At 66.9% G+C, this 25,164-nt stretch carries 36 protein-coding genes; 8 read left to right on the forward strand and 28 right to left on the reverse strand.

From position 1 onward, the window contains the following. Positions 1–386, forward strand: a 386-nt coding sequence (locus CRO50_RS14700) for a type II toxin-antitoxin system HicB family antitoxin (protein WP_097146692.1), incomplete at its 5' end; no start/stop codon positions are given. Positions 387–644: 258 nt separating this feature from the next. Here CRO50_RS14700 and CRO50_RS14705 read toward each other — a convergent pair. After that, a complete protein-coding gene (locus tag CRO50_RS14705; protein WP_097146693.1) occupies positions 645–902 on the reverse strand; it encodes a hypothetical protein in 258 nt (85 codons plus the stop codon). Then, entirely contained in the window at positions 902–1,648 is a 747-nt protein-coding gene (locus tag CRO50_RS14710; RefSeq protein WP_198431809.1) for a lysozyme, read from the reverse strand. The genes CRO50_RS14705 and CRO50_RS14710 overlap by 1 nt, the downstream gene beginning before the upstream one ends. A gap of 99 nt (positions 1,649–1,747) precedes the next feature. Here CRO50_RS14710 and CRO50_RS14715 point away from each other — a divergent pair, with 99 nt between their 5' ends. Further along, positions 1,748–1,957, forward strand: coding sequence for a hypothetical protein (locus CRO50_RS14715; RefSeq protein ID WP_143516938.1), 210 nt, complete (start codon positions 1,748–1,750; stop codon positions 1,955–1,957). Positions 1,958–1,969: 12 nt separating this feature from the next. Here the strand turns inward: CRO50_RS14715 and CRO50_RS14720 are convergent, their stop codons facing one another. The 26 genes from CRO50_RS14720 to CRO50_RS14840 all read right to left on the reverse strand — a co-directional run bounded on the left by CRO50_RS14720 (position 1,970) and on the right by CRO50_RS14840 (position 20,616). Beyond that, on the reverse strand, positions 1,970–2,245 hold the full coding sequence (locus tag CRO50_RS14720; RefSeq protein WP_097146695.1) for a hypothetical protein: 276 nt from the start codon (positions 2,243–2,245) through the stop codon (positions 1,970–1,972). A gap of 165 nt (positions 2,246–2,410) precedes the next feature. After that, positions 2,411–3,175, reverse strand: a complete 765-nt coding sequence (locus CRO50_RS14725) for a hypothetical protein (RefSeq protein ID WP_097146696.1) — start codon at positions 3,173–3,175, stop codon at positions 2,411–2,413. After that, the gene (locus CRO50_RS14730) at positions 3,175–4,128 is read right to left on the reverse strand and encodes a hypothetical protein (protein WP_097146697.1); all 954 of its coding nucleotides are present in this window, start codon (positions 4,126–4,128) and stop codon (positions 3,175–3,177) included. Before CRO50_RS14730 ends, CRO50_RS14725 begins: the two co-directional genes overlap by 1 nt. Position 4,129: 1 nt before the next feature. After that, on the reverse strand, positions 4,130–6,613 hold the full coding sequence (locus tag CRO50_RS14735; RefSeq protein ID WP_143516939.1) for a hypothetical protein: 2,484 nt from the start codon (positions 6,611–6,613) through the stop codon (positions 4,130–4,132). Between the two features lie 57 nt (positions 6,614–6,670). Then, positions 6,671–7,312, reverse strand: coding sequence for a phage tail length tape measure family protein (locus CRO50_RS14740; protein WP_097146699.1), 642 nt, complete (start codon positions 7,310–7,312; stop codon positions 6,671–6,673). 3 nt (positions 7,313–7,315) lie between these two features. Then, complete coding sequence (locus CRO50_RS14745) at positions 7,316–7,621, reverse strand: hypothetical protein (protein WP_097146700.1); 306 nt, start codon at positions 7,619–7,621, stop codon at positions 7,316–7,318. Beyond that, positions 7,621–8,013, reverse strand: a complete 393-nt coding sequence (locus CRO50_RS14750) for a hypothetical protein (protein WP_097146701.1) — start codon at positions 8,011–8,013, stop codon at positions 7,621–7,623. Before CRO50_RS14750 ends, CRO50_RS14745 begins: the two co-directional genes overlap by 1 nt. Positions 8,014–8,070: 57 nt before the next feature. Next, positions 8,071–8,490, reverse strand: coding sequence for a phage tail protein (locus CRO50_RS14755; RefSeq protein WP_097146702.1), 420 nt, complete (start codon positions 8,488–8,490; stop codon positions 8,071–8,073). A 19-nt stretch (positions 8,491–8,509) separates the two neighbouring features. Beyond that, complete coding sequence (locus CRO50_RS14760) at positions 8,510–8,965, reverse strand: HK97 gp10 family phage protein (protein ID WP_097146703.1); 456 nt, start codon at positions 8,963–8,965, stop codon at positions 8,510–8,512. Next, positions 8,962–9,363, reverse strand: a complete 402-nt coding sequence (gp17, locus tag CRO50_RS14765) for a tail completion protein gp17 (RefSeq protein WP_097146704.1) — start codon at positions 9,361–9,363, stop codon at positions 8,962–8,964. Before gp17 ends, CRO50_RS14760 begins: the two co-directional genes overlap by 4 nt. After that, on the reverse strand, positions 9,360–9,740 hold the full coding sequence (locus CRO50_RS14770; protein WP_097146705.1) for a phage head completion protein: 381 nt from the start codon (positions 9,738–9,740) through the stop codon (positions 9,360–9,362). The genes gp17 and CRO50_RS14770 overlap by 4 nt, the downstream gene beginning before the upstream one ends. A 1-nt stretch (position 9,741) precedes the next feature. Continuing rightward, complete coding sequence (locus CRO50_RS14775; protein ID WP_097146706.1) at positions 9,742–10,308, reverse strand: head-tail connector protein; 567 nt, start codon at positions 10,306–10,308, stop codon at positions 9,742–9,744. A 9-nt stretch (positions 10,309–10,317) separates the two neighbouring features. Further along, positions 10,318–10,659: a hypothetical protein gene (locus tag CRO50_RS14780; RefSeq protein WP_143516940.1), complete on the reverse strand. Its 342-nt coding sequence runs from the start codon at positions 10,657–10,659 to the stop codon at positions 10,318–10,320. Between the two features lie 59 nt (positions 10,660–10,718). After that, entirely contained in the window at positions 10,719–12,047 is a 1,329-nt protein-coding gene (locus CRO50_RS14785; RefSeq protein WP_097146708.1) for a phage major capsid protein, read from the reverse strand. Positions 12,048–12,140: 93 nt separating this feature from the next. Further along, complete coding sequence (locus CRO50_RS14790; RefSeq protein ID WP_097146709.1) at positions 12,141–13,061, reverse strand: S49 family peptidase; 921 nt, start codon at positions 13,059–13,061, stop codon at positions 12,141–12,143. After that, entirely contained in the window at positions 13,058–14,344 is a 1,287-nt protein-coding gene (locus CRO50_RS14795) for a phage portal protein (RefSeq protein ID WP_097146710.1), read from the reverse strand. Before CRO50_RS14795 ends, CRO50_RS14790 begins: the two co-directional genes overlap by 4 nt. Continuing rightward, positions 14,341–16,008, reverse strand: a complete 1,668-nt coding sequence (locus CRO50_RS14800) for a terminase large subunit (protein ID WP_232617797.1) — start codon at positions 16,006–16,008, stop codon at positions 14,341–14,343. The genes CRO50_RS14795 and CRO50_RS14800 overlap by 4 nt, the downstream gene beginning before the upstream one ends. Next, the gene (locus CRO50_RS14805; protein WP_097146711.1) at positions 15,995–16,438 is read right to left on the reverse strand and encodes a P27 family phage terminase small subunit; all 444 of its coding nucleotides are present in this window, start codon (positions 16,436–16,438) and stop codon (positions 15,995–15,997) included. The genes CRO50_RS14800 and CRO50_RS14805 overlap by 14 nt, the downstream gene beginning before the upstream one ends. A gap of 97 nt (positions 16,439–16,535) precedes the next feature. Further along, complete coding sequence (locus CRO50_RS14810; RefSeq protein ID WP_099459234.1) at positions 16,536–16,925, reverse strand: HNH endonuclease signature motif containing protein; 390 nt, start codon at positions 16,923–16,925, stop codon at positions 16,536–16,538. A gap of 141 nt (positions 16,926–17,066) precedes the next feature. Further along, a complete protein-coding gene (locus CRO50_RS14815) occupies positions 17,067–17,399 on the reverse strand; it encodes a hypothetical protein (protein WP_097146712.1) in 333 nt (110 codons plus the stop codon). Between the two features lie 113 nt (positions 17,400–17,512). Beyond that, positions 17,513–18,172 (reverse strand): hypothetical protein, encoded by a 660-nt coding sequence (locus CRO50_RS14820; protein ID WP_097146713.1) that lies wholly within the window; start codon positions 18,170–18,172, stop codon positions 17,513–17,515. Continuing rightward, positions 18,169–18,765 (reverse strand): hypothetical protein, encoded by a 597-nt coding sequence (locus CRO50_RS14825; protein ID WP_097146714.1) that lies wholly within the window; start codon positions 18,763–18,765, stop codon positions 18,169–18,171. The genes CRO50_RS14820 and CRO50_RS14825 overlap by 4 nt, the downstream gene beginning before the upstream one ends. Next, positions 18,755–19,069, reverse strand: a complete 315-nt coding sequence (locus CRO50_RS14830; protein ID WP_097146715.1) for a hypothetical protein — start codon at positions 19,067–19,069, stop codon at positions 18,755–18,757. Before CRO50_RS14830 ends, CRO50_RS14825 begins: the two co-directional genes overlap by 11 nt. A gap of 13 nt (positions 19,070–19,082) precedes the next feature. Further along, complete coding sequence (locus CRO50_RS14835; protein ID WP_097146716.1) at positions 19,083–19,751, reverse strand: helix-turn-helix domain-containing protein; 669 nt, start codon at positions 19,749–19,751, stop codon at positions 19,083–19,085. A gap of 95 nt (positions 19,752–19,846) precedes the next feature. Further along, positions 19,847–20,017, reverse strand: coding sequence for a hypothetical protein (locus CRO50_RS20215; RefSeq protein WP_157791758.1), 171 nt, complete (start codon positions 20,015–20,017; stop codon positions 19,847–19,849). A 137-nt stretch (positions 20,018–20,154) separates the two neighbouring features. Continuing rightward, complete coding sequence (locus CRO50_RS14840) at positions 20,155–20,616, reverse strand: hypothetical protein (RefSeq protein WP_143516941.1); 462 nt, start codon at positions 20,614–20,616, stop codon at positions 20,155–20,157. A 426-nt stretch (positions 20,617–21,042) separates the two neighbouring features. On the opposite strand from CRO50_RS14840, the gene CRO50_RS14845 reads away from it, so the two are divergent. The 6 genes from CRO50_RS14845 to CRO50_RS14865 all read left to right on the forward strand — a co-directional run bounded on the left by CRO50_RS14845 (position 21,043) and on the right by CRO50_RS14865 (position 25,000). Then, entirely contained in the window at positions 21,043–21,312 is a 270-nt protein-coding gene (locus CRO50_RS14845) for a helix-turn-helix domain-containing protein (protein ID WP_157791759.1), read from the forward strand. Positions 21,313–21,542: 230 nt separating this feature from the next. Further along, complete coding sequence (locus CRO50_RS14850) at positions 21,543–21,755, forward strand: hypothetical protein (protein WP_143516942.1); 213 nt, start codon at positions 21,543–21,545, stop codon at positions 21,753–21,755. Next, positions 21,752–21,895, forward strand: a complete 144-nt coding sequence (locus CRO50_RS20220; protein ID WP_157791760.1) for a hypothetical protein — start codon at positions 21,752–21,754, stop codon at positions 21,893–21,895. The genes CRO50_RS14850 and CRO50_RS20220 overlap by 4 nt, the downstream gene beginning before the upstream one ends. Next, a complete protein-coding gene (locus CRO50_RS14855; protein WP_097146720.1) occupies positions 21,892–23,724 on the forward strand; it encodes a ParB/RepB/Spo0J family partition protein in 1,833 nt (610 codons plus the stop codon). The genes CRO50_RS20220 and CRO50_RS14855 overlap by 4 nt, the downstream gene beginning before the upstream one ends. A gap of 2 nt (positions 23,725–23,726) precedes the next feature. Beyond that, positions 23,727–23,921 (forward strand): hypothetical protein, encoded by a 195-nt coding sequence (locus CRO50_RS14860; RefSeq protein ID WP_097146721.1) that lies wholly within the window; start codon positions 23,727–23,729, stop codon positions 23,919–23,921. Next, positions 23,921–25,000 (forward strand): tyrosine-type recombinase/integrase, encoded by a 1,080-nt coding sequence (locus CRO50_RS14865; RefSeq protein WP_097146722.1) that lies wholly within the window; start codon positions 23,921–23,923, stop codon positions 24,998–25,000. The genes CRO50_RS14860 and CRO50_RS14865 overlap by 1 nt, the downstream gene beginning before the upstream one ends. Positions 25,001–25,164 lie beyond the last annotated feature (164 nt).

Raw genomic sequence — 25,164 nt, forward strand, 5'->3', positions numbered from 1 at the left:
CCCTCGTTCATCACGACGAAGGAAGTGCATACGGCCTTACCTTCCCGGATCTACCGGGAGCCTTTGCCGCTGCCGACACCTGGGATGACATTCCCACTGCTGCAGCTGAAGCACTTGACCTTTGGTTCGAAGACCAGCCCGACGTGGCCGGCGCGTCCATCGATGATCTTCGAGCCCGCCCCGACGTAGCTGAAGAGCTGGCGGCCGGCGCTTCGCTGATGCCGGTTCCCTACATCCCGGCTGACACCGCCACGGAACGCGTGAACGTGACCTTGGAGCGGTCACTGCTCCGCGCGATAGATGAGACCGCGAAGGCAAGGAAGATGACGCGCTCTTCGTTCCTGGCGTCCGCCGCAAGACGCGAGCTTTCAGGCGTCGGCGTTTAGAACTTTCGGTATGGCTTTTTGCTCACGGCAACGAGCCATACCGATCCCGGATCAGACGAACCCGCCCCCTGGCCATTTACGTCGAGGGGCTTTCACCTCCAAGGGCACTCCGCCTCCCATGTCGCGTTGGTCTTCAGATCCCGCCGCAGGTTCCAGGGCGCATTTGCCGCCCGCCAGTCGATCTCGGCCTGGCTGAAGATCCGCATCTCTTCGACATCGCAGAAGGCCGGGCCGGGAGGTGGCGCCACCACCGCCGGCTCATTCCGAAGGCAGGAGCCAGCGGTCAGGCACAGAACGGCCGAGATCGGAATCGGGAATGCTGTCCACCGCATGGTCGCGCTCCTTGTCGAGGTGAAGATCCGCCACCCGGCCGTTGCAGCCGGTCAGCATGGTGTCGAGGGTCTGCACCCGCGCCTGCAGGCGGTCGACCTTGGCCGAGAGAAGCCAGGCAAGCCCGGCCGCAGCCAGGAAGGCCGCCAGCGCGCCTCCGGCCAGGTAAGGCATCAGGAACCGCATCACGCCGCCAGCCCCTGCAGGCAGAGGTCACGCTCGGCCTCGCGCCGCCGCGTCAGTCCGCGCACCGGCTGCAGCCGGCCCTTCATGCGGGCCTTGTTCCACATCAGCAGCGCATCACAGGCGCCAGCGAGATCTCCGGCCAGCGCACGGCGCGACATCGAGGAGCCACAGAAGGCCCCTGCCCCGATGTTGTACGCGGCCGAGACAAAGGCCGCGCGGCTCTGCTCCGGCAGCAACTCGGGCAAACAGGGCCGGATGCGCGCCTCGAAGGCGACAACCTCGGCCATGAACATCTCGCGGCACTCTGCGGCCGTCGCCGTATCGCCCAGCTCGACGCCCTCGGTGTGGCCGGTGCAGATCGTGGGGATGCCGGCGATATCCAGGTAGGCCTTCAGCCGGGTGCCCTCCCAGGGCTCGATGAAGCTGACTGCCAGGGCGATGACCGCCGCCGCGCCGGTCGCGCCACGACCGAACCAGCTGCGCGGCAGACCAATGCGCATGGCGCCATCCTCTTCGACCAGGAAGGCCTCGACCTTCTCCTGGAAGATCACGCGCGCCGGGATCGCCAGCACCGCCAGCAGGCCCGCCAGCAGCGCGAAGACCGGCGCCGGGATGCCGAGCATGCGGGCATCGAGGAACATCAGGGCGACCGAGCACAGGATCAGCACCGCGCAGGCCAGCATCAGCCAGATCGACCAGGCGTAGCGCAGGATGCTCTGCCAGTTGGAAAGCAGGCGTAGTTTCATGGGAACCTCCAGGAAAGGAAAAGGCCCCGCGCAATGCGCGAGGCCGATGACACGAATGCCCGTCTTGAACATCCGAGAGAGCGGCGTCAGAAGGCCGCCATGACCGAGAAGTACTGCAAGATCGACCGCGCCGCCGGCACCTTCACCCTTCAGCTGGCGACCTGGCACAACACCTATCCGCTGGACACGCTGGAGCGCTGGCGCGATTTCTACGTCGAGCAGCGCAGCATGTTCTCGAAATGCCGCGACACCTATGACGAGACCATCGCGCTGCTGGAAAATGCCCTTGCGGAGCGCGACGCGCAGTAGCGCCGCGCCGGATCAAAGCCGGGTCTGCAGCCAGCCGATCAGCAAGGAGGCCGCGCCGCCGAGTGCCAGCCAGAAGGCCTTGTCGAAGGAGCGGAAGAATGCCCCGCGCCCGATGCTGATCCGCTCCAGCTGTGCGACCTGGCGCATCAGCTCACGTTGGTCCGCATCATAGCGGTCCATCCGCTTGAAGAGCGTGATCATCTGCTCTTCCATCCGAGCCATGGCGACCACGGCATCGCTCAACTTGTCGAGCTTCTCTTCGATCCGCGCGAGGCGGGCTTCATCCATCTGTCCAGTCCCCTGTCGTTTGAGAGTTCCGCCGGCAGCGCTCATTGCACACTCGGCATAGCGATGCTGGCCGATTTCAGACTGCCCCAATCAAGCCCAGTGCCTGATGCGTGTCGACGCCTCGGTTTCCAATGCCGAGACCGAGATCGAAGTCAGGATGGGGTGTCACGAAACCCTCCAGAACTTGACCACAGAATACAGTTCCGTCTGACCAAGATTGGCTGGGTTAGGGGCAACGATGCTGCCACTGGCGTAGCCTTGCAGCTCGATGACATCGCCTTCGGCAACGGTGAATTGCCCGGAAACATGCATGTTCGCAGACGGCCCATTCGCGGTAGCCGCAGTGCCTGCACCAATCACTGCCGTTGTCATCGCCGTGGCGTTCTGGAGCCTGCAAGCGAAGTGCCTGCTCCCCGTGCTGTTGTTGCGGACATTGCTCCACGCCTCCACCCAATACGTGCCCGCCGCCCCGAATGTCAGAGTGTTGGCGGACAACGTGATATCCAGGTCGTTCTTGTCCTCTGTATTGATATCAAGCTTGGTGAACGCCGAAGTGTTCCAAGCGTTTCCCGTGACCCCCGCAGGCTCGGTGTATGAGAACTGTGCCTGTGGCACGGCAACTGAGCGCGCGAAAGCTCCGACGCTCTTCTGGCTCGGCGGGCGCTCCTCGCTGTCGCTGGCGAAGTCGAGTTCATTGAGGACATCCCGAAAGGCCAGGCCACCGAGCGAGTCCTCCAGCGCATCCAGCGCATCGAGCACGGTCGCCTCATCCTCCAGGAGCCCATTGAGGAAGGTGACCAGGGCGGCCAGCTGCGGTGCCCCGGTCTGGGTAAACCAGGCCATCAGCGCCTCGGCGCGCGCCGGGAAGGTCGCCGGGTCGGTTTCGCTGGGCAGCAGCCCGGCGTAGGGCGTGAAGTCAGGTACAGGCATCAGGCAATCCCCATGATCGTGAAGGAGTATTCGTATTCGTCGGGCAGATCCTCCAGCCAGCGCACCGGGCCGAGAATGCCGAAGTGGATGCTGGAGGGGCGGAGCTCGGAGCCGATGGTGGCGACCAGCGAACCAGACAGGCGGTCGAGCTGCGGCTTGACCTGTTTCCAGAGCGCGTGTGAGGCAACCACCGCATAATCCATCTCGATCCGGGTCGGCCCTTTGGCCAGGGTCAGCGAGCCGTAGTCGTTGAAGCTGTAGCGGGTGCCACCGACTGACCGGCCCTCGGTACGCTGCGCCATGCCGTCGCCGACAAAGAGCTGGTCGCCAAGGAAGACCTCTCCCAGGCTGACCTCGGCGCCACTGAGCGCGATCAGGATACGCGCCGTGGTGCCGGGCACCGAGAGATCCACCAGCTTGTCCTGGAAGCCCTCGAAGGGCTCGGCAAACCATTCCCACCAATTGCTCACCTGGCGCCCGGAAAGGTTGGTCTCGGTGTCCCGAAGCACCGCATCGGCCACGTCGTAGCAGATCACCCGCGCCGAGGTGGCGACGACCCCGAAGAGAATGAGCGTATCGACCCACGAGATTCCGGGAATGTCGAGGATCACCGGCGTGGTCGCCGGGTCGATCCCGAGCCCAGGGTCGAGCCAGGGCACAGAGGCGCCGGGATCGTCCGAGGCCACTGTCGGATTGCTGAGTATCCCGTCGAAGGCCGAGAAGGCATTCGTGAAGCGGTCGAAGACCCAGCGGGCAGCCAGCGCCGACTGGTCTTCCAGCGTGGGGTCGATACCGAGGTTATCCGCGATCACCGACTGGTAAATCCGATGCCCCCGGATCACCCGATCATTCAGGGCATAGCTTGTCCCGGCATCCCAGGCAGGCGCCTCATCCTCGACAATCGAGCTTTGCACCTGGTCGAGGTCAGGCGAGAACTCACGCGCGACATACATGTCAGCCGATCTCCCGTTCAGGCGGGGTGCCCCAGGCATCCCAGTTTTCCATGAGGCTGACGAGGCGGCGCAGGGTCGTGGTCTGCGCGGTCCCTCCCTCGGAGAGCTGGCGCAGCGTCCCGCCAAGAGTGACCCCGGCATCGCCCTGCGCCCAGACATCGGCCGAGTAGCCTCGCGCCTCGGCGATGGCTGCCAGGCGGGCGTCGAACTCGCTGGCATAGAAGCTGCCCAGGTCGGCCGCGCCGCTCAGGCTGTCGATGCCGCCTTCGACCTTGGCGAAGAGATCCGACAGGGAGAGCAGCGCCGCGTAGGTCTCGCGCCCGGCCTCTGTCATCAGGTCCTGGCTCATCACCAGCTCGCGGAACTGACGCGCCGTCTCAGGCACGGCCAGCCCCAGGCCTTCAAACTGCGCCTGCAGCGCGTCACTGGCCATCTGGAGCCGCTCGGCATCGCTGAAGAAGCTGTCGGCAAAGCTCGAGAGATTGCCCGCCAGCGCATCCACGCCGCCGGCGATCCCGGCCAGGTCCTCGGCCGCAAGGGCCATGTCCTCAAAGGTGCCCCGGAAGGCCTGACCGAGCGGCTCGATCATCGTCTTGATCGCGGCGAAGACCTCGACCTGGTCGAAGCTGAGCCCCGCGATGGCCTGCGAGATCGCGTCGGCATAGCCAGAGAACCAGCCCGCCACGGCCTCCTCGATCTCCGCTTCGGACATGTCGCGGGTGTCGATCTTCTGCATGGCGAAGTCGACGCCCTCGACCATGGCCGAGGTCACATCCAGTCCGGCCTGCCCGAAGGTCTCGCGCACGGCGCCCTGGACCTGCGCCAACTGCGCGCCAAGCACCTCTCGCGCCTCTGCATCGAAGGCGGTCAGGTTGGTGCTGGTGCGGGAGAAGAGCCCCCAGAAGCTCGTCTTCTTGATGGTCTCGAAGGTGCCACCCGTCAGGTCGCCCCCCTCGACCCCGAGCTGCAGGCCCGAGCCGACCAGCTTCTTCGAGCTGAAGCCCTTGATCAGACCGACCACCGCCGTCACCGCGCCGATGATCGGCAGCGCAGCCGAGATCGCGCCCCCGATGGCACCAAGGCTGGAGACCAGCCCGCCGCCGATCCCGGAGAGCGCCGAAGTCACGCCGCTGAAGGCGCCCTGAAGGCCGCCCCAGATCCCGGCAAAGCCGCCGCCGCCCTTGCCGAAGGAGGTCGAGAGCAGCCCGCCGAAAGCATCACTGGCCGCCGAGGAGATCCCGGACTTCAGGTTGCCGAAGGCGCCGGCCATGTCTCCCTTGGCGAGCGAGGACAGAGCGCTGTCAAAGGCACCCTGCAGGCCATAGAGATCCTTGGCCGCGTCCTTGGCGCCGTCCTTCACCTTCTTCATTGCCTTGCCGCCCGAGCCGCCAAGATCGTCGAAGTCATCGCCCAGGCCCTGCACCGCATCGCTGGTGGTGGTGATCGCCGTGGTGACGCCTTCCGCGCCGTCCTGGGCTCCCTCGGCAGCCTCTTCGCCTTTGGTCCCCGCATCGGATGTGGCCTCGCCAAGCGCTTTCACCGATGCGAGAGGCGCTTCTGCTCCAGCGGTCAGATCACTGGCCGCCGTGCGGAAGTCCTCCGCCGCCTGCAGCGCATCCCGAACCGTTCGGTCGAGCCCCTCGACGGGCGCCTTCAGCGCATCCTCGTCAAAGGCCGCGCCGAAGGCCTCGGACATTTGCGAGCGGGCAACCTCGGCGGCGCCGGCATAGGGGTTCGCAATGCCGCCCAGGTCGACGCTGCCCAGCTCTCCGAAGGCCGTGTCAATGCCGACCGCCCGCAGGGCCTCGCCGATCTTCATCGTGAAGGCTTCCACGCGCCGGATCGCACCGTTCAGCATCGCCTCAATGCCGTCGATCATCCGGTTGGCCGTCGAGAAGACGATATCACCCATCACCTGGGGCAGGCTCGACCAGAGCACCTTGATCGCATCGAAGGCGCCCTGGAAGGTATTCACCGCGCCATTGGCAAAGCCGGTGAAGCGGTCAACGGTGCTCGCCAGCCAGTCCGCCGCATCGGCCCTCAGCTCCTGGAAGGTCGCCGCGATGCTTGCGCCGACGGCCTGCACCCGCATCTCGATCCGATCCCAGGTCTCCGCCACCACGTCCTTGACCAGGCGCATCAGCTGGCCGAAGCCTCCGACCGCTTCGGCCATTCCCTTCACCTTCAGCCCGACATAGACCGCGCCCGCAGCCAGCCCGGCAAAGCCCGCGACCAGCAGGCCGACCGGCGAGGCGATGGCCACCACCACTGGCAGCAGCGCCGAAGCCGCCGCCGCAAGCCCGCCAAGCGCCAGCAGCGCCGGGCCGAGGGTCGCCGCGACGGCCCCACCGACCACCAGGAAGCGCTTCACCTCGGGCGACAGGCCCTGGAAGGCCAGCGCCATATCCGAGATCCCGCCCGCGATACCCGCCACCACCGGCATGATGATCGCGCCGACCTGCTCCATGGCATCGCCGATATCCATCATCGCCGCCTCGATCTGCCCCGAGGGCAGATTGCGCAGCGCCTCGGCCTGGCCGCCTTACTGCTTTTCCAGCTCGGTCAGCATCAGCTCCTGGGCGCCGGCGGCATCGCCGACCTCGACCATGGTCTTGATCAGCTTCTTCTGCTCTTCGCTGAAGGATACGCCGACCCGGCTCAGCGCCGTCAGCCCCTGGGCCGGATCGTTCAGCGCCTTGCCCAGCATCACGGTGGACCCCTGCAGGTCCTGGCCAAGCGCCGCCGACATATCCAGCGCCATCTTCTGCGCGCGGCTGAAGACATCGCCGGTGACATTGCCGAAGGTCAGCAGGTTCGAGGTGACCTTGCCGAGGATTTCCTCATCTCCGAAGAGCGAATTGCCCTGCAGCTCGCTGGCTACCTTCTGCAGCTCGGCCGAGGTGAAGCCCGCCGTGGTCCCCATCGAGGCCAGCGCAGCATCCACCTGCGCCACCGCCTGCGCCTGGACCTTCTGCAGGTCCATCGACTTCTTGCCGATGGCCACCAAAGGCGCCGTCAGGGCCAGCGACATCCGCCCCCCGATCTTGCGGAAGTCCCGCGCCAGGCCCGAGAACTCCTTCTGCATGTTGCGCATGCCACGGGTGGCGTCGCTCATGCCCTTGTGGAACTCGGCCGAGTTCATCCCGAGGTCGATGCGCAGCGCGCCGATCAGGCCCTTGAACATCTGTCAGCTCTTTCTCTTTGCGGATTTGGCCCGGGTCTGCGCGATCCGGCCCTGGAAGTAGGCGCGGATCTCAATGCTCGAGGAGCCGCGCTTGCGGCGCCCCTCGATGAAGGCATCAGGCTTGGGGAACTTCTTGGGGTCATTGAAGGCGACCAGCATCAGCTGACCGAGGCTGTAGACCTCGCCCCGGCGCTGGCGCGCCGCCCGTTCCTGCCCGAGAAGCACCCCGGACAGGACAAGGTCGATCTGGCGCAGGGTCAGGTGCCCGAAACGGGCATGATCCTGACCGGCCGCGACCCACTGGCGCATCAGCTCTTGCCAGTCGGTTCCTCGACCTTGCCCGGCGCCGCCTTGCCGGCCTTGCCGCCGTTTCCCGAGCTGTCTTTCGCCTCCGGGAAGGCAAGGCGGATGGCGGCAGCGATGGCCCCGCCGACCTGGGTCATGCCGCAGGCGTCCAGCACCTCGCCCGCATCACGCATGGTGGTGCCTTCCTGGTATTCCAGCAGGCCCGCCCAGAGAATGGTGCGCATGACGCGCATCGAGATCCGGCCCTCGCCGGCGCCGGCCAGGGCACCAGCCACCGAGGTGAAGTCCTTGCCGGTCTCGTCTTCGTAGGCGCACATGGCGTTGGTGGTGAAGGCAAGCTTCCAGCCCTCGCCGCCCGACTTGGGCGCGAGATCCACGTAGTTCTTCAGGGTCATTTCGGTATCCTTTCAACGGCCGCTGCAGCTGCTGCAGGTGGCCCGTCAGGGCGCGGCTCAGGCGCCCGCGGTGAACTCGGTTTCGCCGGTCGTCTTGCCGGAGATGGTGAAGGTTGCATCGGCATCGAGCTGATCGAGGCCAGAGACTTCGACCACGGGCGTGATCATCAGGCAGTCGAAGGTGTCGCCGTTCTCCAGCGTGATGCGGTAAAAGGTGCCGCCGGCGCGAGCCTCATCGGCCTTCGCGGCGACAAAGCCGGCCCGGTCATAGAGGCAGGAGATCGAAAGATCGCCCGGCTCGGCGAAGCCCTCGCCGTACTCGTGAATCTTCGAGGGGCTGTCCAGCGTCGTGCGCTGGCGCGTGTTCTTGGTCAGCGTGGGGACGCTCACCCCCGTGACCTTGGCGACGGGGGTAAAAGTCACGCCGTCCTCGGAGCGTTCGACGCTGCCGCCAAACAGTTCGGTTTCACCGGGCATTGGATTTCCTTTCTGCCGTTCAGGATTTGCGCGCCAGGCGCGCCGCTTTCCGCCGCGCCCGCGCGGCAGCCTTCTCGACCTCGACACGCATGTCGTCGCGGATCTGGTCGAAGATCTCTTGCTTGGTTTCGTCCCAGGCAGGCCGGGCATGGGGCTGGGCCGCGTGGTTCGCGTTGCCGAACTCCTGCTGGAGCCCCGCCGGGTCAGAGGTGCCCGCGTACATGAAGACATCGGCCCGCCCTTCGCGCCGGGCCTGCGCGGCCTGGCGCTTCGTCAGCCGGGCGCCGGCACCATAGCTCTCTTCAAGCGCGCCTGAGGCCCCGCGCGGCGCCAGCGCGTTCGCGCGATCCGCGAAGATCTGCGCCGCCCGCTTCAGGATGCGCCGCACCAGCGACTTGCGCGTGGTGTGCTTCGGCAGCTCATTGAGAGCGCGCTCCAGCTCATCCCAGCCATGGGTTTTTAGATCGATCTTCATGCCGCGTTCCAGCGGATCGACAGGTCAATCGACATCCCGAAGAGTGGCCCGAGGTCGCCAAGCCCGCGCCCGTCGAGATCCCGCGAGCCCCTCACGAAGGCACCACGGAAGCGCACTCCCCCGGTCGTGCCCCTGTAGCCCGAGAGCAGGCTGCGCACTTCCCAGCGAAGCACCTCGGCCTCGCTGGCAGTCTGCGCCCAGGCGTCGACCTGGACTGTGCAGCTCTGGGTTTCCACCTCGCCGTCGAGCGTGTAGGTCACCGGCGCGCTGACCATCGTCAGGTTGAGGCAGGGAAAGCCCGCCGCATGGGCCGGCGGTGTGCCCCAGTTGATCCGGCTGCCGATCCGCGCCTGCAGATCTGGATCGGCCAGCAGCAGAGCCGTCAGAGCCGCCTTCATGACAGAGCTCCAGGGGCTGCTCGGGCCGCTGCGAAGGCAAAGACACCCCGGCGCACCGCATGAGGCCCCCTGCCCACGATGTCCCAGGTCTCGCCCAGCACCTGCAGGCGGTCCGCAAGCGTGATGCTGCGCGCCTGCGGCGTGTCCAGCACCAGGACGCGCACAGCGGCCACCAGCCCCTCGATCTGCAGCGCCACCTGTTCCTGCGCGCCGAGGTTCTCGACAGCCGCCCAGGAGCGCCCGATCTCTGACCACTGGTAGGTCGGCTCGTTCAGCGCAGTGCGTCCAGTCTCGACGGACCGCTCGAAGACCACCAGCCGGTCACGCAGCAGCACCTCGCGCCCGCGCGACAGCGGCGCACCCTGTGACTGGGCCATGTCAGAAGAACTCCGTTTGGGCGGGGCGCTGGTAGCGCGCCTGTTTCATCAGATGGCGCGCACCGTAGCTCGGCCGCGCCACGTCGGGCTGATCAACCGCAATCCCCGCATCGCGCCATTCCTTGGCGATCAGGATGATGGCCTGCTTCAGCCGAGGGTCGGCCACGTCAGCGCCCACCTCGGCCTCCACCTCAATCACCGCCGGGCCACCGGCGACGGTGCCGAGCGGGAACAGGATCTGCGGCTCATCCTGCAGCATCCGCAGTCCCAGATCCGGCAGGGCGACGGTGGTTTCACCGTCGCCCTGGATCAGCTTCACGCCGGTGACCTCCGCCACCGGCGCACAGGGGAACCACCAGCGCAGCAGCCCCGGCCGCGCCGCGAAGGACAGCCGCACCGAGCGCCGCCCGAGCGGGCAATTGGTGCCCGCCTCGACCACCGATTGCGCCGCGCGCAGATAGCTTTCGATCAGCAGATCCGCCTCGGCATCGGCCTCGATGAAGCCCGTGGCCCTGCGATACTCGGCAACGCTCACCGCGAGCGCAGGTGCTTCCCCGGTCAGTTGCATCGGCCCGCCTTACTTCTTGGCAGCGGTCTTGGCGCCCTGCGCAGGCGGAATGCCGGCGTCGGACTTGGCCGAGGTGGTGGCTCCACCCGCTTCCTTCTCGGCCAGAGCGGCCTCGCGGGCGTCGAGCTCGGCGGCCCGCGCCTCCATCTCGGCCTTGAGGGTCTGCGCTTCGGCCAGGGCCTGCGCGGCCTCGGACGCCTCGGTTGCCTTGGCCGAGGTCGTCTTCGGTGCCTGGTAGGCGACCGCCAGGCCAGAGGCGATGTACTGGGCCGCCCGCTGCGGCAGGAAGCCTGCGGTTTCGCCGGGATTGTAGCGGCCGACGTGTTTCTTGAACGTCACGGGAGTGAGCATCTCGGGGTCTCCAATGTCAGAGGGAAAGGGCTGCACCGGGGTCATCCCGGCGCAGGGGATCAGGCCGCCTGCAGCGACCAGTCGGCAGCGTTGAAGCCCGCGATGGCCTCGTCATGCTCGGGCGCGAAGTCGTGCTCGGCGATGGCCCGGAACAGGGTCAGGTCGCGCTGGAAGGCCGACTGCGTGTCGCCGCTGGTATCCACGAAGGAGGCCTCGGTGGATTGCGCCAGGCGCAGATCGCCACCCTCGCCGATCATCATCTCCGCGAAGTCGGCGAAGTAGATCTCGGTCTCGTTGCTGCCCGCGCCGAGGTTGTTCGGCACCTGCGAGGTCGTGTAGACGGGGAAGCCCTTCAGCGTGCCGGCGCGCTCGATCTCGGGATAGAGCGTGTTGCCGTTGGCATCGCGCAGGCTCGACAGGAAGGCCTTGGCGCTGGCGCGCATGATCCAGCCGCCCGAGGTCATCGAGACATTGGCATCCTCGACCAGGGCAATGCAGCGGCGCAGCGCGGTATCGGCCGCCATGGCCGTTGCGGCAACGGGACCGGCATCCCAGTTCGCCACCGGCGCCCAGTAGCGCAGGCCCTTCGGCAGATCGCCCGAGCCGTCATTGCGCAGGAAGGCCAGGTCCTCGCGCAGCGCCATGACCTTCAGCATGTCGTCGCGGATCATCTGGGCACCGCCGAGCGTCGCGCGCATCAGCAGCGTGTTGGAGACCGGCACCAGCGAGCTGAGCTTCTTCAGCTTGGTGTCGATCTTGTCGAAGCTCGGCTCGCTCTCGACAATCGGGTCGATCTCGCCGCCGTAGCTGGCGGTCGCGCCGCCGGTCTGCTTGGCATGGCGCAGCTCGCCCGCCGACATCGGCACGGTGCGCGCACCGGCCTTGCGCACCACCACGCGCGGACGCAGCAGGGTGATGATCTGGCTGGCCAGCGGACGCGGCACAAGCACGCCGCCCGCGCTTTCCGTGGTCGAGTCCAGGGTGGCGCCGATGCCGGAATGGCCTTCGCGCTCCAGCATCGCCACAGCGCGATCCTTGTCACCCCGGCTCGCCGCCAGGGCCAGCGCCATGAAGCCGACCTCGACACCCTGGTGCTCGGGGTTCTGCGCCTGTGCAGGGACCGAACCGGTCGGGGCTGCGGGGGTGCCGGGCTGCTGCGCATCACCGGTGGCGGCAGCAGACTGGGCGGCCTCGACCGCCTCGGCGCGCTTCACCTTCTTGTCGGCCGCCTGGAACTCGGTTTCGGCGCCGTCGAATTCGGTCTGAGCCGCGGCCAGGGCGGTCTCGTCGGGGCTCTCGGCCCCGTCCAGCTCGGACAGCTTGTCGGCCGCCAGCTTCATCTTGTCAGCCGCGGCCTTCCGGGCGCGGCGCAGGTCGTCGAGGTTCATGGATCTTCTCCTTGGGGATGCTGCACGCGCGCAGCGGTTCAGCCCCGGCCGCGACCTGCGGCGGGGATCTCAGGGTTTCCGAGAGTGTCGGGATCAGCTCAGGGCAGATGCCTGGGCTGCGAGAGCCAGCGCCGAAGCGCCGCGGCTGCGGGCGCTGCGCGCCTTGCGCGGTGCCGGCGCATAGGTGCCGAGGATGCGGGTATAGAAGGCGCGCCGGGTCTCGACCTGGTCGGCCAACCCGCGCGAGATCGCCTCGGCACCGTCAAAGAGAGCGCCGCCGTCGCGGGGATCATCCGAGACGCTGGCCCGGCTGCGCAGGTCCTCCACGCTCATGCCCCGGCCCGCCGCCGCGGCTTCATGGAAGCGCGTCTCGGCCTCGGCCAGGCTGCGCTCCAGCTCGGCCTTGCCTTCCTCGGTCGAAGGGTCGGGCCATTTTGCGCGGGCATGGGGTGAGGTGAACTCGAAGAGCTGCAGGCCGGTGCCCGCCCCCGGCTGGACGAAGGCCCCGGTCATCAGCCCGGCCCCGATGCTGCCCAGCTCGGCGCCCGGCGCCACCGAGATCTCGCGTGCCTGGCTGGCGAGCCAGAAGCCCGCGCTGGCGGCCAGCGGATCTACCAGCGCATGCACCGGCTTCACCTTGTCCAATTCGGCGATGGCAGCCGCCGCCCCGGCACAGCCAAGGACCGCGCCGCCTGGCGTGTCGAGTTCCAGCACCACCGCCGAGACCGCCTCGTCGCTCGCCAGCTGCTCGCAGGTCTCGATCAGCCCGCGATAGGTGGCCCAGCCGAACCAGCGTTCCAGCACCGCGGAATTGGGCGTCAGCACACCACGCACTGGCACTACCGCCACGCTGCGCTCCACCGCGAAGCGCTCGACGGCGGAGGCCACCGGGCCGCGCGCCTCGTCATCCTCCATCGCCTGCGGCATCGGATGTTCCAGCAGCCACCGCGCGGCGGGTTCGTGCAGCGCCATGATGCTGCCGCCCAGCAGGGCGCGAAGGGTCGGTCGGCTCATTCCTCGGTCTCCTTGTCCTTTGTCGGGTTCTCGTCACGGGTCATGTTCGACGGCGGATAGATCGCGTCGCCGCCCGCCACGTCGCCCAAGCCCTCTTCCCGGCGCGCCTCGTTCAGCGACATCCAGGGGCCACCCACGGCCTTGTTGAGCGCCTCGTAGCGCTCCTTCGTCGTCGCCCGCAGCAGGGCGTCGAAGTTGTGGCGCAGGAAGAGCCCCCGGCGCCGCTCGGCCTCGGTCAGCAGACCAAGGGCCAGCTGGGTCTCGATGAAGCTGCCCCAGTGGCTGAGGCAGTCCGAACGGTAGTCGATGGCCTGCTGCTGGCCATTCGCCTTCACCCCATGCTCCAGCATCTGGAGCTTGGAGGGCGGCATCCGGTAGGTCGCGGCAATCTGCTCGCGGTCGAACTTGCGGCTCTCCAGCAGCTGCTGATCGGCGGCCGAGAGATCCAGCCGCTTGATCTCGTCATCCGGGCCGATCACCGGAATGCCGTTGTCGCCCTCGTCGCGCAGTGCCCGGCGCAGGCGTTCCCGCTGGCGCTGGTAGTTCTCTTCGTCTGCGTCGAAGGCCTGGATCTTGGCATAGGCCTTCATCGAGGTGCCCGAGGCCGAGCGCGCCGCCGCCTCCTGCCCGGCCAGGGCAATGCCGAAGCTCTCGGCCGCAACCGAGATCGGGCTACGCCCGGTCCAGCCGTCCTCGGACATGTAGCGCAGGTGGACCATGGTGCGGCCCGGAGAACGGCGTCGGATTCCTGCCCCGTCCTCGAAGTCGTAGAACCGCGCCCGCCCGTTGCGCAGCACGCTGCAGAAGTCGGGATGCACCCAGTCGATCATGGTCAGCTCGCCGGCCCCGTCGCGGGGCGCATAGGCAAAGGCGGTGCCGCGCAGCGCGAAGGCGTAGGTCATGGCAAAGCGCGTCACCATGGCGGTGACGCCCTCCGAGGCCTCGACGTTCAGCAGGTGGCCGGCGGCATGCTCGCGCACCCGCACCTCGCGGCCTTCGCCGTCGCGCTGCCAGACCTGCAGAGGCAGCTTGGCAAGGTCGCCCGCGATGATCGTGCAGCAGGCGGTGACGGTGGCATGGCGCTGCGCCATCACCGGCGTCACGCGAGGCAGTGCCGTCACGCGGCTGCCCGAGCCGTTGAAGCCGATATCGTACATCCAGGCCTCGGGCTGCGCCGTACCGCTGGTGGCGACCGGCGCGGCGGCGCTGATCACCGGCTCGGAACGCGCCGCCGGGACAGGATCGTCCCGAAGGCTGCGCGTCAGTGCTGCCAGAATACTCATATCACCTCGATCTCCCGGTGTTTCGTCTTGCCCTTGCCGGCCACGGCCCGGCCGACCGCCATGATCATCGCCACCGCCGCGTCGATCCGGCCCGTGCTCTTCTTCTTGTTCGGCTTCACGTTCTCCGAGGCGTCCTCGTCGCGGTGGACGTTGCCGACCTGCCAGGCCAGCACCGGGTTGCCGCCGTGGCGGATGCGGTTCTGCGCCACAAGCTCCTCCACCCGCTTCATCGGGTTGGACATGCTGGCGAAGCCCTGGCGGTGCTCGACCATCGGGAAGCCGTCCTTCTCCAGCCGCTCGGCCAGGTACTTCATGCCCCAGGGGTCATAGGCGACCTCCTGGATGTCGAGGTGCTTGCGCAGCCAGTGCAGCCGCGCCCGGATCTCTTCCTCGTCAACCGATCCGCCCTTGCAGATCTCCAGCCAGCCGGTCTGCTGCCAGCCGACATATTCCCGCTTCTCGGTCTGGGCGCGGTGGATGAAGCCCCGCGGCCCCTCGGGCAGGAAGGTATAGGCGAAGACGTGGATCTGCTCCCCTTCCGGGATCGCCACCACGATTGCCGTGGTGTCGACCTTGTTCGACAGGTCGAGCCCAACCCAGGCGCGCCGGCCCCGGAAAGCGCTGATATCCTGCGGCGCCGCCGCGCGGCCCTGGTCCCAGACATCCCTGGCAATCCAGGTCTCGGCACCCTCGGTCCAGAGGTTCAGGTGGAACCGCCGGAAGTTCGGCATCTTGGCCGCGATGATCTGCGCCAGCTTCGCCGCCGCTTCGATCTCCGCCCGCGGCTTCGACACGTCCAGGTTCGGGTTGCCCTTGGCCCAGCTCACCGGGTCCATCGGATCGCAGTCGACCGGCGGCTCGGCCACGTAGGCGAAGAAGCGATCATCCTGCACGTCGCCGCGCAGCACGCTTTCGGCATAGTCGCGCAGCTCGCCGCAGAGCGAGGCCCGGTCATGGCCCGCCGTGGTGATCACCCAGTCGATGGGCTGGGTCCGCGCGATCATCGATTCCGTGATCGTCTCGGCCAGCTCTCGGTCGGTCCAGCGGTGCATCTCGTCCCGCGCGAGGAAGTGCGGGTTGATCCCGTCCGAGCTGTTCCCGTCCCGCGACAGGCAGGCGATCAATCCGTCGGTGTGCGGGTTCTCGATCTGGGTCCGGTAGACATCCATGCCCCGGCTCAGCACCGGCGAATGCTTGATCATCCGCTTGATGCCCCGGAACAGCAGCCCCGCCTGGTCCCGTGTCGTCGCCGCGCAATAGGCCTGCGGCGCCGCCTCGCCATCCAGCAGCTGCGAGAACAGCATCGGCACCGCCGTGTCGGTGGTCTTGCCGTTCTTCTTGCCCACCTGGTGATAGGTGTTGCGGAACCGGCGCAACCCGCCCTCGCGCTTCCAGCCGAAGACCGATCCCATACGGAAGACCTGCCAGGGCTGCAGCTCGAAGGCCTTGCCCGCCAGCGCCCCCTCGGTGTGCCGCAGGATCTTGGCGAAGTTCAGAATCCGGTCGGCGCCCTCAGGATCGAAGTACAACCCCCGCTCGGTGCCGGTCTCCAGATCCGAGAGGTGCCGCGCGCAGGCCATGGTGACGAGCTCGCCGGCCACGACCCGCCCCTCGACCACGTCGCGGGCGTAGGCCGTGACCGGATGGTCGTCAGGATGCACCACCGCGCATCGCCTTCTCCAGCTCCTCCAGGAAAGAGCCCTGGCCGCCATTGCCGAGGCGCGCTTCATCTACCGGCGACATGCCATAGAGCGCGCCGATCCTCTGCATCGTGGCCAGCGCGTCCTGGCGCTGCCCCCAGGCGGCCCGCTTCTTTTCCTGCAAACCGTTGCGGGTCTTCACCTCGTAGTAATTGCCAGTAAGCGCCAGCTCGCCGCTGAAGCGGATGAAGTCCCCGACCGCCACGCAATAGGCGGCAAAGAGATCTTCATGATGCGGCTCCAGCCGGTTCTTGGCGATCATCACCGGCGCCAGGTGTTCCCAGGCTTCGACCGCCTCGGGATGCGGGAACCACTCGGGCGCCGGCGGTGTCGGGCGATAGGTGTCGCCCTTCATCGGCACCACGTTGTCGAGGGTCGGCTTCTTCCCTTTCATCCTACCCTCCTTTCAGTTGGGCTTTTTTTCTCAATTAGGCGCGCACGAAAACGTCGGTCCCCTCACCGGTCAGGGTGATTGGGCGCTGATTTTCGACCTACCCCCTGGGGGTGCGGTGAAAGACCTCGCCGGCCGTCTTGCGCGAGTGGCAGGGCTTGCAGAGCGGCTGCCAGTTCGACCGATCCCAGAACTTCGCCCGATCACCACGGTGCGGCTCGACGTGATCGACCTCGCGCGCCGGCACGACGAGCCCCAGCTCGGCGCAATGCGCGCAAAGCGGATGCTTCGCCAGGAAGCCCTTCGCCGCCCGCTGCCAGGCAGCGGAGCGATAGAGCCGCCGGTTCGCCTGCGCCTCTTCGCTCTGCTGAGCCGCCGCCTTCCGCGCCGCGATCTTCTCCTGCCGGATCGCCTCATGCGTCTGGCAATGCGAAAGCCCCGCCTCGGCCAACTCTTCGCAGCCGAAAGCGACGCAGATCTTGCGCGGCATGGGAAACCTCGATGTCAGGAAACGAAAACGCCCGGCAGCTGGTGATCAGCTCCGGGCGCAAATGGGTCGAGTGCATTGATGCAAGAGGTTTAGGATTTCGTCAAGAAAAAATCCTACGCACCTTTAGTGTTATTGCCGAAGTCAGGAACACCCCTTAGCAGCTTGGGCGCGATCAATCGACTGAAGCTTTCCTTTTGCGATTGCAATCATAGCTTCCTGATCATTGCCAGACATCGAAGACACCGGCAACCCGAGCAAGAAAACACCCCAGGCATCTCCGTTCGCAGCGGATTGCTGTTTTGCCGAGAGGTTTGCGAGTTCTTGAGTGATCTTAAGCTCTTCAGCAGCAAGAGACCGGCACGAGGCAGAGCGGTATGCGTCATCCGACATTTCAACCGCGGCGATTTGATCCGGCTTTTTCGCGCAAGCTGTGAGAGCAAGCACCGAGAGCGTGGCAAGAGTAATGAAGCGCATTGTTCGTTCCAAATGTTGTGACAATCAGCGCCCAAGAAAAGCTCAGTTCAGCCACCGGGAGAATACATAGGAATTCGTATTCTAATGCCTGTGATCAAAAAACACCGAACATGTTATGCGACCAGCGTCTTGCTCCAAGGTGAGTGCGACGGCATCCACTCGGAAACCTGATGACCCGTCAGCCCGCCATAGACCCGGAACGTATCCCGCAGCTCCCTCAGCGCAGACCACCACAGCAGATACGCCCGCCGCGCCCGCGCCTCGTCGCGCGGATGGTTCTCGATAGTGATCGGGCACCAGCGCGCCTCGACCTCGCGGTCCTTGCCGCGGCTGCGATAACGCACCAGGCCGCAGCGTTCCGTCTCGGCGAAGCGCCCGTGCTTCGTTTCACGCCACCCACGGGGCCGCACACGTGGCGCGGCGCCAGCACCCCAGCCATGATGCTGCCCCGCCCGCGCCAGCTCGGCGATGGTCAGCGCCATGCGGCGCCCACCCACGCCCTCCGGCAGCTGCGCCAGCGCATCCGCCACGGCCTCGGCATCCGGGTGCGGATCCGAGCGTCCGCCGCCATCGACACGGCACCCTAGCTTGGCGCGCTCGATCATCACCCACTCCATGCCGAAGCCCGGCAGCTGGCCCGGCATCGAGGCCCGCACCTGGTCGAACTCGATGGAGACCTTCTCGCGCTGGAAGGCCCATTCGATCAGCTCCAGGATCGAGACCTCCTTCACGCCGACCGGCTGCGCCGGCGTCATCCGCATCATCATGGTCATGCCGCGTTTCCCTTCTCCATGCCGAGCCGCACCAGCTCGCGCGCCGCGGCCTCATGCGCCTGCCAGGCCAGCAGCCATTCGCGGTCAACCGCATCGACCGGTAGGCCGAGCCCGAGCCGCTCCTTCAGCCGGGCCGCGCGCGACTGCCCTGCCCCGCCCCGATCCGCGACAATGCGGCGCTCCTGGGCGTTCAGCGGCGGGCGATGCTTGGCCAGCCACCAGCGGTATTCCTCGACAAGCCGCCCCTCGGCCAGCGCATGCCGCCCCGCCTCGCTGCCGAACCAGGACGCAAGGCCTGGCATTTCCTCCAGCGGTCGGGGCTGGGCGATCTGCGCCAAGGCGACGAAACCCGCATGGGTCGGCCAGAAGTCGCGGGCCTTGCCCTCGCCCTTGGTGCGCATCGCCTCGAAGAGCCGGCGCAGGTTCTCGTCGCTCATGTAGGCCAGGTCATCCGCCAGGCGGTCGAGCCGCTTGCGCGCTTCATCGGGATCGGTGCCGCGCTGGAACCGGAAACCGATGGCCTCCAGCGGCTCCAGCAGCACACGCCGCACCCGGTCGCGCTTGGTTTCGGAGCCCTCTCCCTCAGTCCGCATCGCTATCGCCCCGCTCGCTTTCCCGAGGCATTCCGTCTTCGGCCCCGCAATGCCGCATCGCCTGCAGCGTCTCCTCGACAAGCTGTTGCAGGCATTCCACGTCCGAGAAGGTCATCACGAAGTCCATCGTGCGCCCCTTGAAGCTGACACGCACGTCGGTGGTTCCGAAGCACTCACCGGTGCCATGCCACCCACTGCCCAGCATCCAGATGAAGCCGCACGGCGGCGCCAGAGGCAGATGATCAGGATCATCCGGCAATTGCCCGACGAAGGACACGGTTTGATTGGTCACGTGGCTGCTCATCGCAATTCCTTTCTCAGAAAAGTCCCGACCGCTGCCGCTCGTCCGGCGTCAGCAGTTCCGCGTTTCGGATGTGGTCCTGCACCCAGGGCTTGAGCTCTCGCAGCGCGTCCTGGCGGCCTTCCCGGAACACCCGGATTGCCCGTTCCGCCTCGGCCACTACGAGGGGATTTTTCGACCCCTCGCGCGCGGCGCGCGGGTTAATTACAGGTTCTTTACAGGTTACCTCTCCAGTGGGCTGGAGACGGCTCCCCGCTGAAATTGGAGACGGATCGGCCCTCAAATTGGAGACGGCTCCGTCTCCAGTTTCTGGAGACCGCTTGCCCTGTTTCCCGCCTCCAGTTCTTGGAGACGGCTTTGCACCTGCCCCGCCTCCAGATGCTGGAGACGGCTCCTTGGCCGCGCCCAGCTCGAAGCCCAGCACGTAGCGGGTCGGTTTCTGGCGCCGCGTCCGCCCGTCGCGTTCCTGGTGCCGGGCGATCAGGCCCTTGGCCTCCAGCCCGTTCAGCGCGTTGTTCAGCGTCCCGTTCGAGATCCCGCAGCAGTCGATCAGGTAGGCCTGCGTCGGGAAGCACCCCTGCGAGGGGTTGTGACAATCGCAGAGGTGGAAGAGCACCCGGAATTCGCTGTTGGTCAGCGCCTTCGCCGGGATGCTCGACAACCAGTTGGTGGCCTTGTGGCTCATTCTGCTCTCCTGGGTGCAAGGCACCGTTCGCAGCCGACCAGGTCGACTCCGTCTTCAAGTTCCATTGTTCAGAGGCCCGGATCTGCCCGGGCCACTCAGGTCCGCGCGTTGCGCGCGATACGTTCCAGCCGCTTCAGCTCGGCTTCATGCGCCGCCTCGACAGAGCCATAGACGCCCAACAGTGACCGCAGCTCGCGGCAGGGTCCCGTCCCATGGGCCGCGCAGGCGCAATGCCCGCGCCCGAGGCGCCGGCAGAGCGTATGCACGTTCTCGTCCGAGGTCGGGCGACCCCGGCTGTCATCGGAAAAGGGGCGCGGAGGGCCGGGAGGAGAAGGGCCCTCCGCGCCAGTGCCCCGATGCGCACAGACCTGCGCACCAGGGTGGGGAGATTTCGCGGGACGCCTCATGCTGCCCCCCTTCGTTCCTGGATCATGGCGCGGGCGCGCAGCAGCGCTTCGACCGCCTCGGCGATCTCGCGCTCTGCTGCTTCGCAGGCGTCGGCACTGGCCATCTCGGCGGCGCGTAGGGCGGCCGCCTGAGCCTCGCCGCATTCCTTGGCGACCGTGCCGCAATGCGCGAAGAGGCTGGTGACACCAGCAGGCACTTCGACCGGCTGGAAAACCCCGCCGCCGAGGCGCGCGAAATGCTGGGCAATCGGCACCGCCGCAGCGGGGCGCATCCGGCCGAGGCGATGAAGGTAGTTCACCCCCAGCCCGCCAGGTCGCGCTTCGCTCATCTCGGCGCCGTAGGAGATCGTCGATCCCCGCACCCCGAGCAGCTCCGCGATTTCCTCATTGGTGTGCCCCGAGGCGCGGTAGCTCGACTGCACCGCTTCCTGGATCGTGCCGTAAGGGTGGTTACGCATGTGAATGCCCCCCTGCCCGTTTAGCTGGAGGAGAGGCAGGCCGAGCCATATTCTCCCTACTGCAGACCTCAGAAGGCAGACCCTGTGCGGCGGCCTGAGAAGCCGCCACATTGCAGAGGTCATCAGCCGTAAGAGCTATCTGCCTCTTGTCGGCTGCTGCGAGTATGGAGACGAAGAACTCAGCGCGAATTTTGCCGCTCGGAAGCGCCCACTTGTGAACACGGGCCAGAGACACGCCAAGGTCACTCGCGAAACAGGATCGCGACGGCCACAAAGAAATCAGTTCACGGAACGAAGTCAGCTCGGTCATAGGCTCAGGTAATGGACGATTCTCCCATTCGTCAAGAGCGGAAGCTTCTTCAATGGAAGAATTTCCCATATCCGGCATCATGCGCAGACAGCCACAGCCCGCCGGGAGCAAGCGCCATGAAGACCATCGACCCAATCGCAGTAGGCGAGCGCCTTGCGCGCCTGCGCGACTACCACGGGATCAATCAGGGCGACTTCGCAGACTCCGTCAACATCGACCGCTCGAGCTACTCCAAGATCGAGCGCGGCACCAAGGCCCTAAAGGCGGACATGGCCTTTGCAATTGCAGAACGATGGGGCGTCAGCATGGACTTCCTTTACCGCGGGCGCCTTGATGACTTGCCGCACAAGATGGCGGAGAGCTTCATCAGCAACCGCACCAACTGAAGCCTGTAGGCCTTATCTATCGAGACCCCCAGAACTCCCGCCGCCCAAAACAGCACCCTCTCCTCCAGGTCATATTCTTCCGGCATCCCCCACCCCAGAACAAATTAGGAACGGGGCCCACTCTCCGCCCTAGCTGACGCGAATGCAATAGACGTTTTGTCCATTTTCAATATTGACTATGGACGTTTCTTCCTTTTTCATGACCCCCATCAACCCGATGGAGGCATCACATGCTCACACCAGACCAAAGCGCGCGGATCATGGCCAACTGGGCCAACCGCAAGGCCGCGAAGGGCCACCCGATTGCGCCTGAGCGGCTCGCCCGCCTGAACCCGCAGCACCTGTCCCGCCCCGCCAGCGCAGAGATGGCCGAGGTCATCCAGATCGCCGGGCGCGTTCGGCTGAAGGTGCGCGAGATCATCGCGCGGGAAGGCCTCGCATGAGCGCGCTCAGCCTCGGGAGCTTGCCCTACCTCGCTGCAATTGCAACGGGCTGGGCGCTAGCCACTGCCTCGCTGGTCTGGCTGGCAGGCGCCCCCTTCCATCCGACAACGCCGATCACCCTGCAGGAGACCGCGAAATGACCGACCTGTCGCAGACCATCCGCATGGTCCCGCTCGACCAGCTTTTCCTGCACCCTATGAACCCGCGCCAGCAGGTGCCCGACGAGGACATCGCCGCCATGGCGCAGTCGCTGGCCTCTGCCGGGCTGCTGCAGAACCTCTGCGGCATCGAGGAGGACGGCCGCATCGGCATCGTCGCCGGCGGCCGCCGCCTGCGCGGGCTCAAGCTGCTGGCTTCGCAGGGCTGGGAACCGCGCGGCCTCGCCGATCCCATCGACCCTGTGCCGGTGCAGATCACCCGTGATCCTGCCGAAGCCCGCGCCTGGGCGCTGGCCGAGAACGTCACCCATAGCGCGCTGCACCCAGCCGAAGAGATCCGCGCCTATGGCGAGCAGGCCACCCACGGGGTGCCGGTCGAGACCATCGCCCGCGCCTTCGGCAAGACCGAGCGCCACGTGCGCCAGCGCCTCAAGCTGGCCGGGCTCGCGGCCCCGGTGCTGGACCTGCTGGCCGCCGACAAGATCGGTCTCTCCGCCGCCGAGGCGCTCTGCCTCTCCGAGGACCCTGCCCGCCAGACCGCCATGGCCGAGACCGCCGCGGCGCGCGGCCTGAGCGCCGCACAGATCCGGGGCGAACTGAAGGGCGCTTCGATCCCCGCCAGCGACCGCCGCGCCATCTTCCTGGGGCTGGCCGAATACGAGGTCGAAGGCGGCACCGTCGCGCGTGACCTCTTCACCGACGATGCCTTCCTTGAGGACGCCGCGCTGCTGGAAAGGCTCTGGTCTGCCAAGCTGGAACGCGAGGCGGCCCGGATCGGCGAGGAGGAAGGCTGGAGCTGGCTCGAGGTGAGCCAGGACAGCTACACACCGTGGAGCCTGATCGACAAGCTGGAGCGCCTCTGGCCCGAGCCGGTAGAGCTGCCCGAGGGCGATGCCGCGGAGCTGGACCGACTGCAGGCCCTCCACCCCGAAGAGCGCTCCGCAGCGCAGACCGCGCGAATGCAGGATCTGACCCGCCGCGCCGCAGGCGACTTCAGCGACGACCAACGCGAGAGCGGCGGGATCATCGCCTACGTCAATTCCGGCGGCGAGCTGACCATCGACCGCGCCTGGCGCAAGCCCGAGCGCAAGAGGGCCAAGGATGGCCAGAGCGAAGGCCCCGGTCGGGACAAGCCCGCCCTGCCCCAGAATGCCGTCGAGGATCTGCGCCGCATCGGCCATGCCGCCCTGCAGGTCGCGCTGATCGACCAGACCGAGCTGCTGCTCGATCTCTTCGCCTGGCAATGCGAAGCCCGCCTGCCAAGCTGGGGCGGCGCGCTCGGGATCTCCTTGGCCGAGCCGATGATCCGGCCCGACAAAGACAGCGGCTTCCACCATGACGCCCGCTTACCCGACCTCTCGCCCGACACCAGCGCGGCGCGCGACTGGGACGCCTTCACCGCCTTTCGCGCGAAGGGCAAGAAGCACCGCAATCAGGTCCTCGCGCGTTCACTCGCCCGCACGGCCAACGGCCCGAGCAACGGCCCGCTGGCCGAGATCCTGGCGCAGCACGTCGATGCGCAGCGCATGGTCCGCAAGATCTGGACGCCCGACGCGGCGAACTACTTCGGCCGCGTCCGCCCCGACCTGCAGGTGGCGATCTGGGAAGAGCTGACCGGCGCCGAGGGCGACGAGCTCAAGCGCTTCACCGACCTGAAGAAAGGCGAGCGCGCCAAGGAGCTGGAGGCGCTCTTCGCAGACGCCAGCGTCCAGGAGGCCCTCGGCCTCTCGCGCGAGCAGGTGAAGGCTATCGACGCCTGGTTGCCGGCAGAGCTGCGCGGCACTCCTATGCCGACCACGCAGGAGGCCTAGATATGGCGCGCGCGAAACCCTCAGCCGCTGCGGTCAGAAATGTCCTCGACGCGATGATCGCGCGCGGCCTGCAACCCGGCTCGGTCCAGGTCGCCGCCGATGGCAGCTTCTCGGTCGAGACCCTGAAACCGCGTGACCGGCCGGCGCCGGTCGCGCAGGGAGAGCCCCGGAAATTCGGCCAGGCACGGGCTGACTGATGAAGGTGAAGTTTCCCGGCTATGTGCCGGAAAAGTTGCGGTCGGGCGAGATACGGCACCGTGTCCGCGTCGAGGGTAACCCGAAGAAGCGTATCCGCATCCCGGTCGGCCCCGACGACCCCACCTTCACCGAGCACTACTACGCCGCCCGTGCCGGCCAGGTCGTGGAAACAGAGCCGCTCAAGCCGGTGGTGCGCCACTCTCTCGACGAACTGGTGCGCGACTACCTGATCTGGCTGGAAGCGCAGGTGCAGGCAGGCAACGCCTCCCCCATGACCCTCAAGCAGCGCCGTAGCCTCTTTGGCAAGGTCTGCGAGATGAAGGACCCCGAAGGTGAGCGCATGGGCGACCTGCACCATGACCTGCCCCCGGCCGGCATCCACCACATCATCGACCAGTGGGGCGAGGCCACCGCCCAGGCAGACAACTCCCGCAAGGCGCTCAGTGCCGCATACAGGTGGGCAATCACGCGCGGCCGCGCGACACGCAACCCCTGCACCGGCATCGCGCGCGTACACCGCAGCCGTGGCGGCGCCGTGCCCTGGAGCACCAGCGACGTACGCGCCTTCCTAGATGCCCACCCAGAAGGGACCACCGCCCGCCGCTGGCTCTTCCTGGCCATGTTCACGGCTTGCCGGATCTCCGATGTCCGCATCCTTGGTCGGCAGCACGAGGTGATCCGCGATGGCGTGGTGTTCCTGGACTGGCAGCCGCAGAAGAAGGGCTCAGCATTCGTCTCCGTCCCTATCGCGCCCCAGCTTCTGACCGAGCTGCGCGCAACCGAGGACGAAGGTGCGACCTATATCCTGAGCGAACACGGCCGGCCCTACCGCTCGACCGCGGCACTGCACCAGCGCATCCGTAGGTGGGTTGATACGGCTGGCCTGGAGAACAGAAGCCAGCACGGGCTGCGCAAGGCCATGGGCGAGATCCTGGCCGAGGCCGGCGCCACGCAACACCAGATCATGGCGGTGATGGCGCACACGCAGCCAGCGACTTCGGCGATCTATACGCACCGCGCGGACCGGCGCCGAATGGCTGCTGCAGCCATGCAGGCGATCAAAGGGTTCTCTCTTTAAGCGTCCGCTGCTTCCGAATCTGACATTCATCGAACTTCCTGCTCGTGGCCAATAGGCGCAGGGAGTTGCCGTTCGAGCGGCAGCACCAGGATGGCGGCTTAGCGCAGGAACCGGACACGCCCGGCGGGCTGTCTTAAGCCGCACCGCTAGGCGCTTCCGGCCCT

This window comes from Pseudooceanicola antarcticus, assembly GCF_900215355.1.
Lineage (GTDB): Bacteria > Pseudomonadota > Alphaproteobacteria > Rhodobacterales > Rhodobacteraceae > Pseudooceanicola > Pseudooceanicola antarcticus.

What these genes read in the sequence shown, in the direction of transcription:
- CRO50_RS14745 (WP_097146700.1), bottom strand. Translation starts at nt 7,621, where the DNA reads ATGCGCCAGTGGGTCGCGGCCGGTCAGGATCATGCCCGTTTCGGGCAC.
- CRO50_RS14815 (WP_097146712.1), bottom strand. Translation starts at nt 17,399, where the DNA reads ATGCGCTTCATTACTCTTGCCACGCTCTCGGTGCTTGCTCTCACAGCT.
- CRO50_RS14750 (WP_097146701.1), bottom strand. Translation starts at nt 8,013, where the DNA reads ATGACCCTGAAGAACTACGTGGATCTCGCGCCCAAGTCGGGCGGCGAG.
- CRO50_RS14740 (WP_097146699.1), bottom strand. Translation starts at nt 7,312, where the DNA reads ATGTTCAAGGGCCTGATCGGCGCGCTGCGCATCGACCTCGGGATGAAC.
- CRO50_RS14760 (WP_097146703.1), bottom strand. Translation starts at nt 8,965, where the DNA reads ATGAAGATCGATCTAAAAACCCATGGCTGGGATGAGCTGGAGCGCGCT.
- CRO50_RS14845 (WP_157791759.1), top strand. Translation starts at nt 21,043, where the DNA reads ATGAAGACCATCGACCCAATCGCAGTAGGCGAGCGCCTTGCGCGCCTG.
- CRO50_RS14725 (WP_097146696.1), bottom strand. Translation starts at nt 3,175, where the DNA reads ATGCCTGTACCTGACTTCACGCCCTACGCCGGGCTGCTGCCCAGCGAA.
- CRO50_RS14805 (WP_097146711.1), bottom strand. Translation starts at nt 16,438, where the DNA reads ATGAAAGGGAAGAAGCCGACCCTCGACAACGTGGTGCCGATGAAGGGC.
- CRO50_RS14850 (WP_143516942.1), top strand. Translation starts at nt 21,543, where the DNA reads ATGCTCACACCAGACCAAAGCGCGCGGATCATGGCCAACTGGGCCAAC.
- CRO50_RS14825 (WP_097146714.1), bottom strand. Translation starts at nt 18,765, where the DNA reads ATGCGGACTGAGGGAGAGGGCTCCGAAACCAAGCGCGACCGGGTGCGG.
- CRO50_RS14715 (WP_143516938.1), top strand. Translation starts at nt 1,748, where the DNA reads ATGACCGAGAAGTACTGCAAGATCGACCGCGCCGCCGGCACCTTCACC.
- CRO50_RS14790 (WP_097146709.1), bottom strand. Translation starts at nt 13,061, where the DNA reads ATGAGCCGACCGACCCTTCGCGCCCTGCTGGGCGGCAGCATCATGGCG.
- CRO50_RS14780 (WP_143516940.1), bottom strand. Translation starts at nt 10,659, where the DNA reads ATGCTCACTCCCGTGACGTTCAAGAAACACGTCGGCCGCTACAATCCC.
- CRO50_RS14830 (WP_097146715.1), bottom strand. Translation starts at nt 19,069, where the DNA reads ATGAGCAGCCACGTGACCAATCAAACCGTGTCCTTCGTCGGGCAATTG.
- CRO50_RS20220 (WP_157791760.1), top strand. Translation starts at nt 21,752, where the DNA reads ATGAGCGCGCTCAGCCTCGGGAGCTTGCCCTACCTCGCTGCAATTGCA.
- CRO50_RS14840 (WP_143516941.1), bottom strand. Translation starts at nt 20,616, where the DNA reads ATGCGTAACCACCCTTACGGCACGATCCAGGAAGCGGTGCAGTCGAGC.
- CRO50_RS14820 (WP_097146713.1), bottom strand. Translation starts at nt 18,172, where the DNA reads ATGACCATGATGATGCGGATGACGCCGGCGCAGCCGGTCGGCGTGAAG.
- CRO50_RS14860 (WP_097146721.1), top strand. Translation starts at nt 23,727, where the DNA reads ATGGCGCGCGCGAAACCCTCAGCCGCTGCGGTCAGAAATGTCCTCGAC.
- CRO50_RS14865 (WP_097146722.1), top strand. Translation starts at nt 23,921, where the DNA reads ATGAAGGTGAAGTTTCCCGGCTATGTGCCGGAAAAGTTGCGGTCGGGC.
- CRO50_RS14735 (WP_143516939.1), bottom strand. Translation starts at nt 6,613, where the DNA reads ATGGATATCGGCGATGCCATGGAGCAGGTCGGCGCGATCATCATGCCG.
- CRO50_RS14720 (WP_097146695.1), bottom strand. Translation starts at nt 2,245, where the DNA reads ATGGATGAAGCCCGCCTCGCGCGGATCGAAGAGAAGCTCGACAAGTTG.
- CRO50_RS14785 (WP_097146708.1), bottom strand. Translation starts at nt 12,047, where the DNA reads ATGAACCTCGACGACCTGCGCCGCGCCCGGAAGGCCGCGGCTGACAAG.
- CRO50_RS14755 (WP_097146702.1), bottom strand. Translation starts at nt 8,490, where the DNA reads ATGCCCGGTGAAACCGAACTGTTTGGCGGCAGCGTCGAACGCTCCGAG.
- gp17 (WP_097146704.1), bottom strand. Translation starts at nt 9,363, where the DNA reads ATGAAGGCGGCTCTGACGGCTCTGCTGCTGGCCGATCCAGATCTGCAG.
- CRO50_RS14770 (WP_097146705.1), bottom strand. Translation starts at nt 9,740, where the DNA reads ATGGCCCAGTCACAGGGTGCGCCGCTGTCGCGCGGGCGCGAGGTGCTG.
- CRO50_RS14795 (WP_097146710.1), bottom strand. Translation starts at nt 14,344, where the DNA reads ATGAGTATTCTGGCAGCACTGACGCGCAGCCTTCGGGACGATCCTGTC.
- CRO50_RS14775 (WP_097146706.1), bottom strand. Translation starts at nt 10,308, where the DNA reads ATGCAACTGACCGGGGAAGCACCTGCGCTCGCGGTGAGCGTTGCCGAG.
- CRO50_RS14835 (WP_097146716.1), bottom strand. Translation starts at nt 19,751, where the DNA reads ATGAGCCACAAGGCCACCAACTGGTTGTCGAGCATCCCGGCGAAGGCG.
- CRO50_RS14710 (WP_198431809.1), bottom strand. Translation starts at nt 1,648, where the DNA reads ATGAAACTACGCCTGCTTTCCAACTGGCAGAGCATCCTGCGCTACGCC.
- CRO50_RS14730 (WP_097146697.1), bottom strand. Translation starts at nt 4,128, where the DNA reads ATGTATGTCGCGCGTGAGTTCTCGCCTGACCTCGACCAGGTGCAAAGC.
- CRO50_RS14705 (WP_097146693.1), bottom strand. Translation starts at nt 902, where the DNA reads ATGCGGTTCCTGATGCCTTACCTGGCCGGAGGCGCGCTGGCGGCCTTC.
- CRO50_RS14810 (WP_099459234.1), bottom strand. Translation starts at nt 16,925, where the DNA reads ATGCCGCGCAAGATCTGCGTCGCTTTCGGCTGCGAAGAGTTGGCCGAG.
- CRO50_RS14855 (WP_097146720.1), top strand. Translation starts at nt 21,892, where the DNA reads ATGACCGACCTGTCGCAGACCATCCGCATGGTCCCGCTCGACCAGCTT.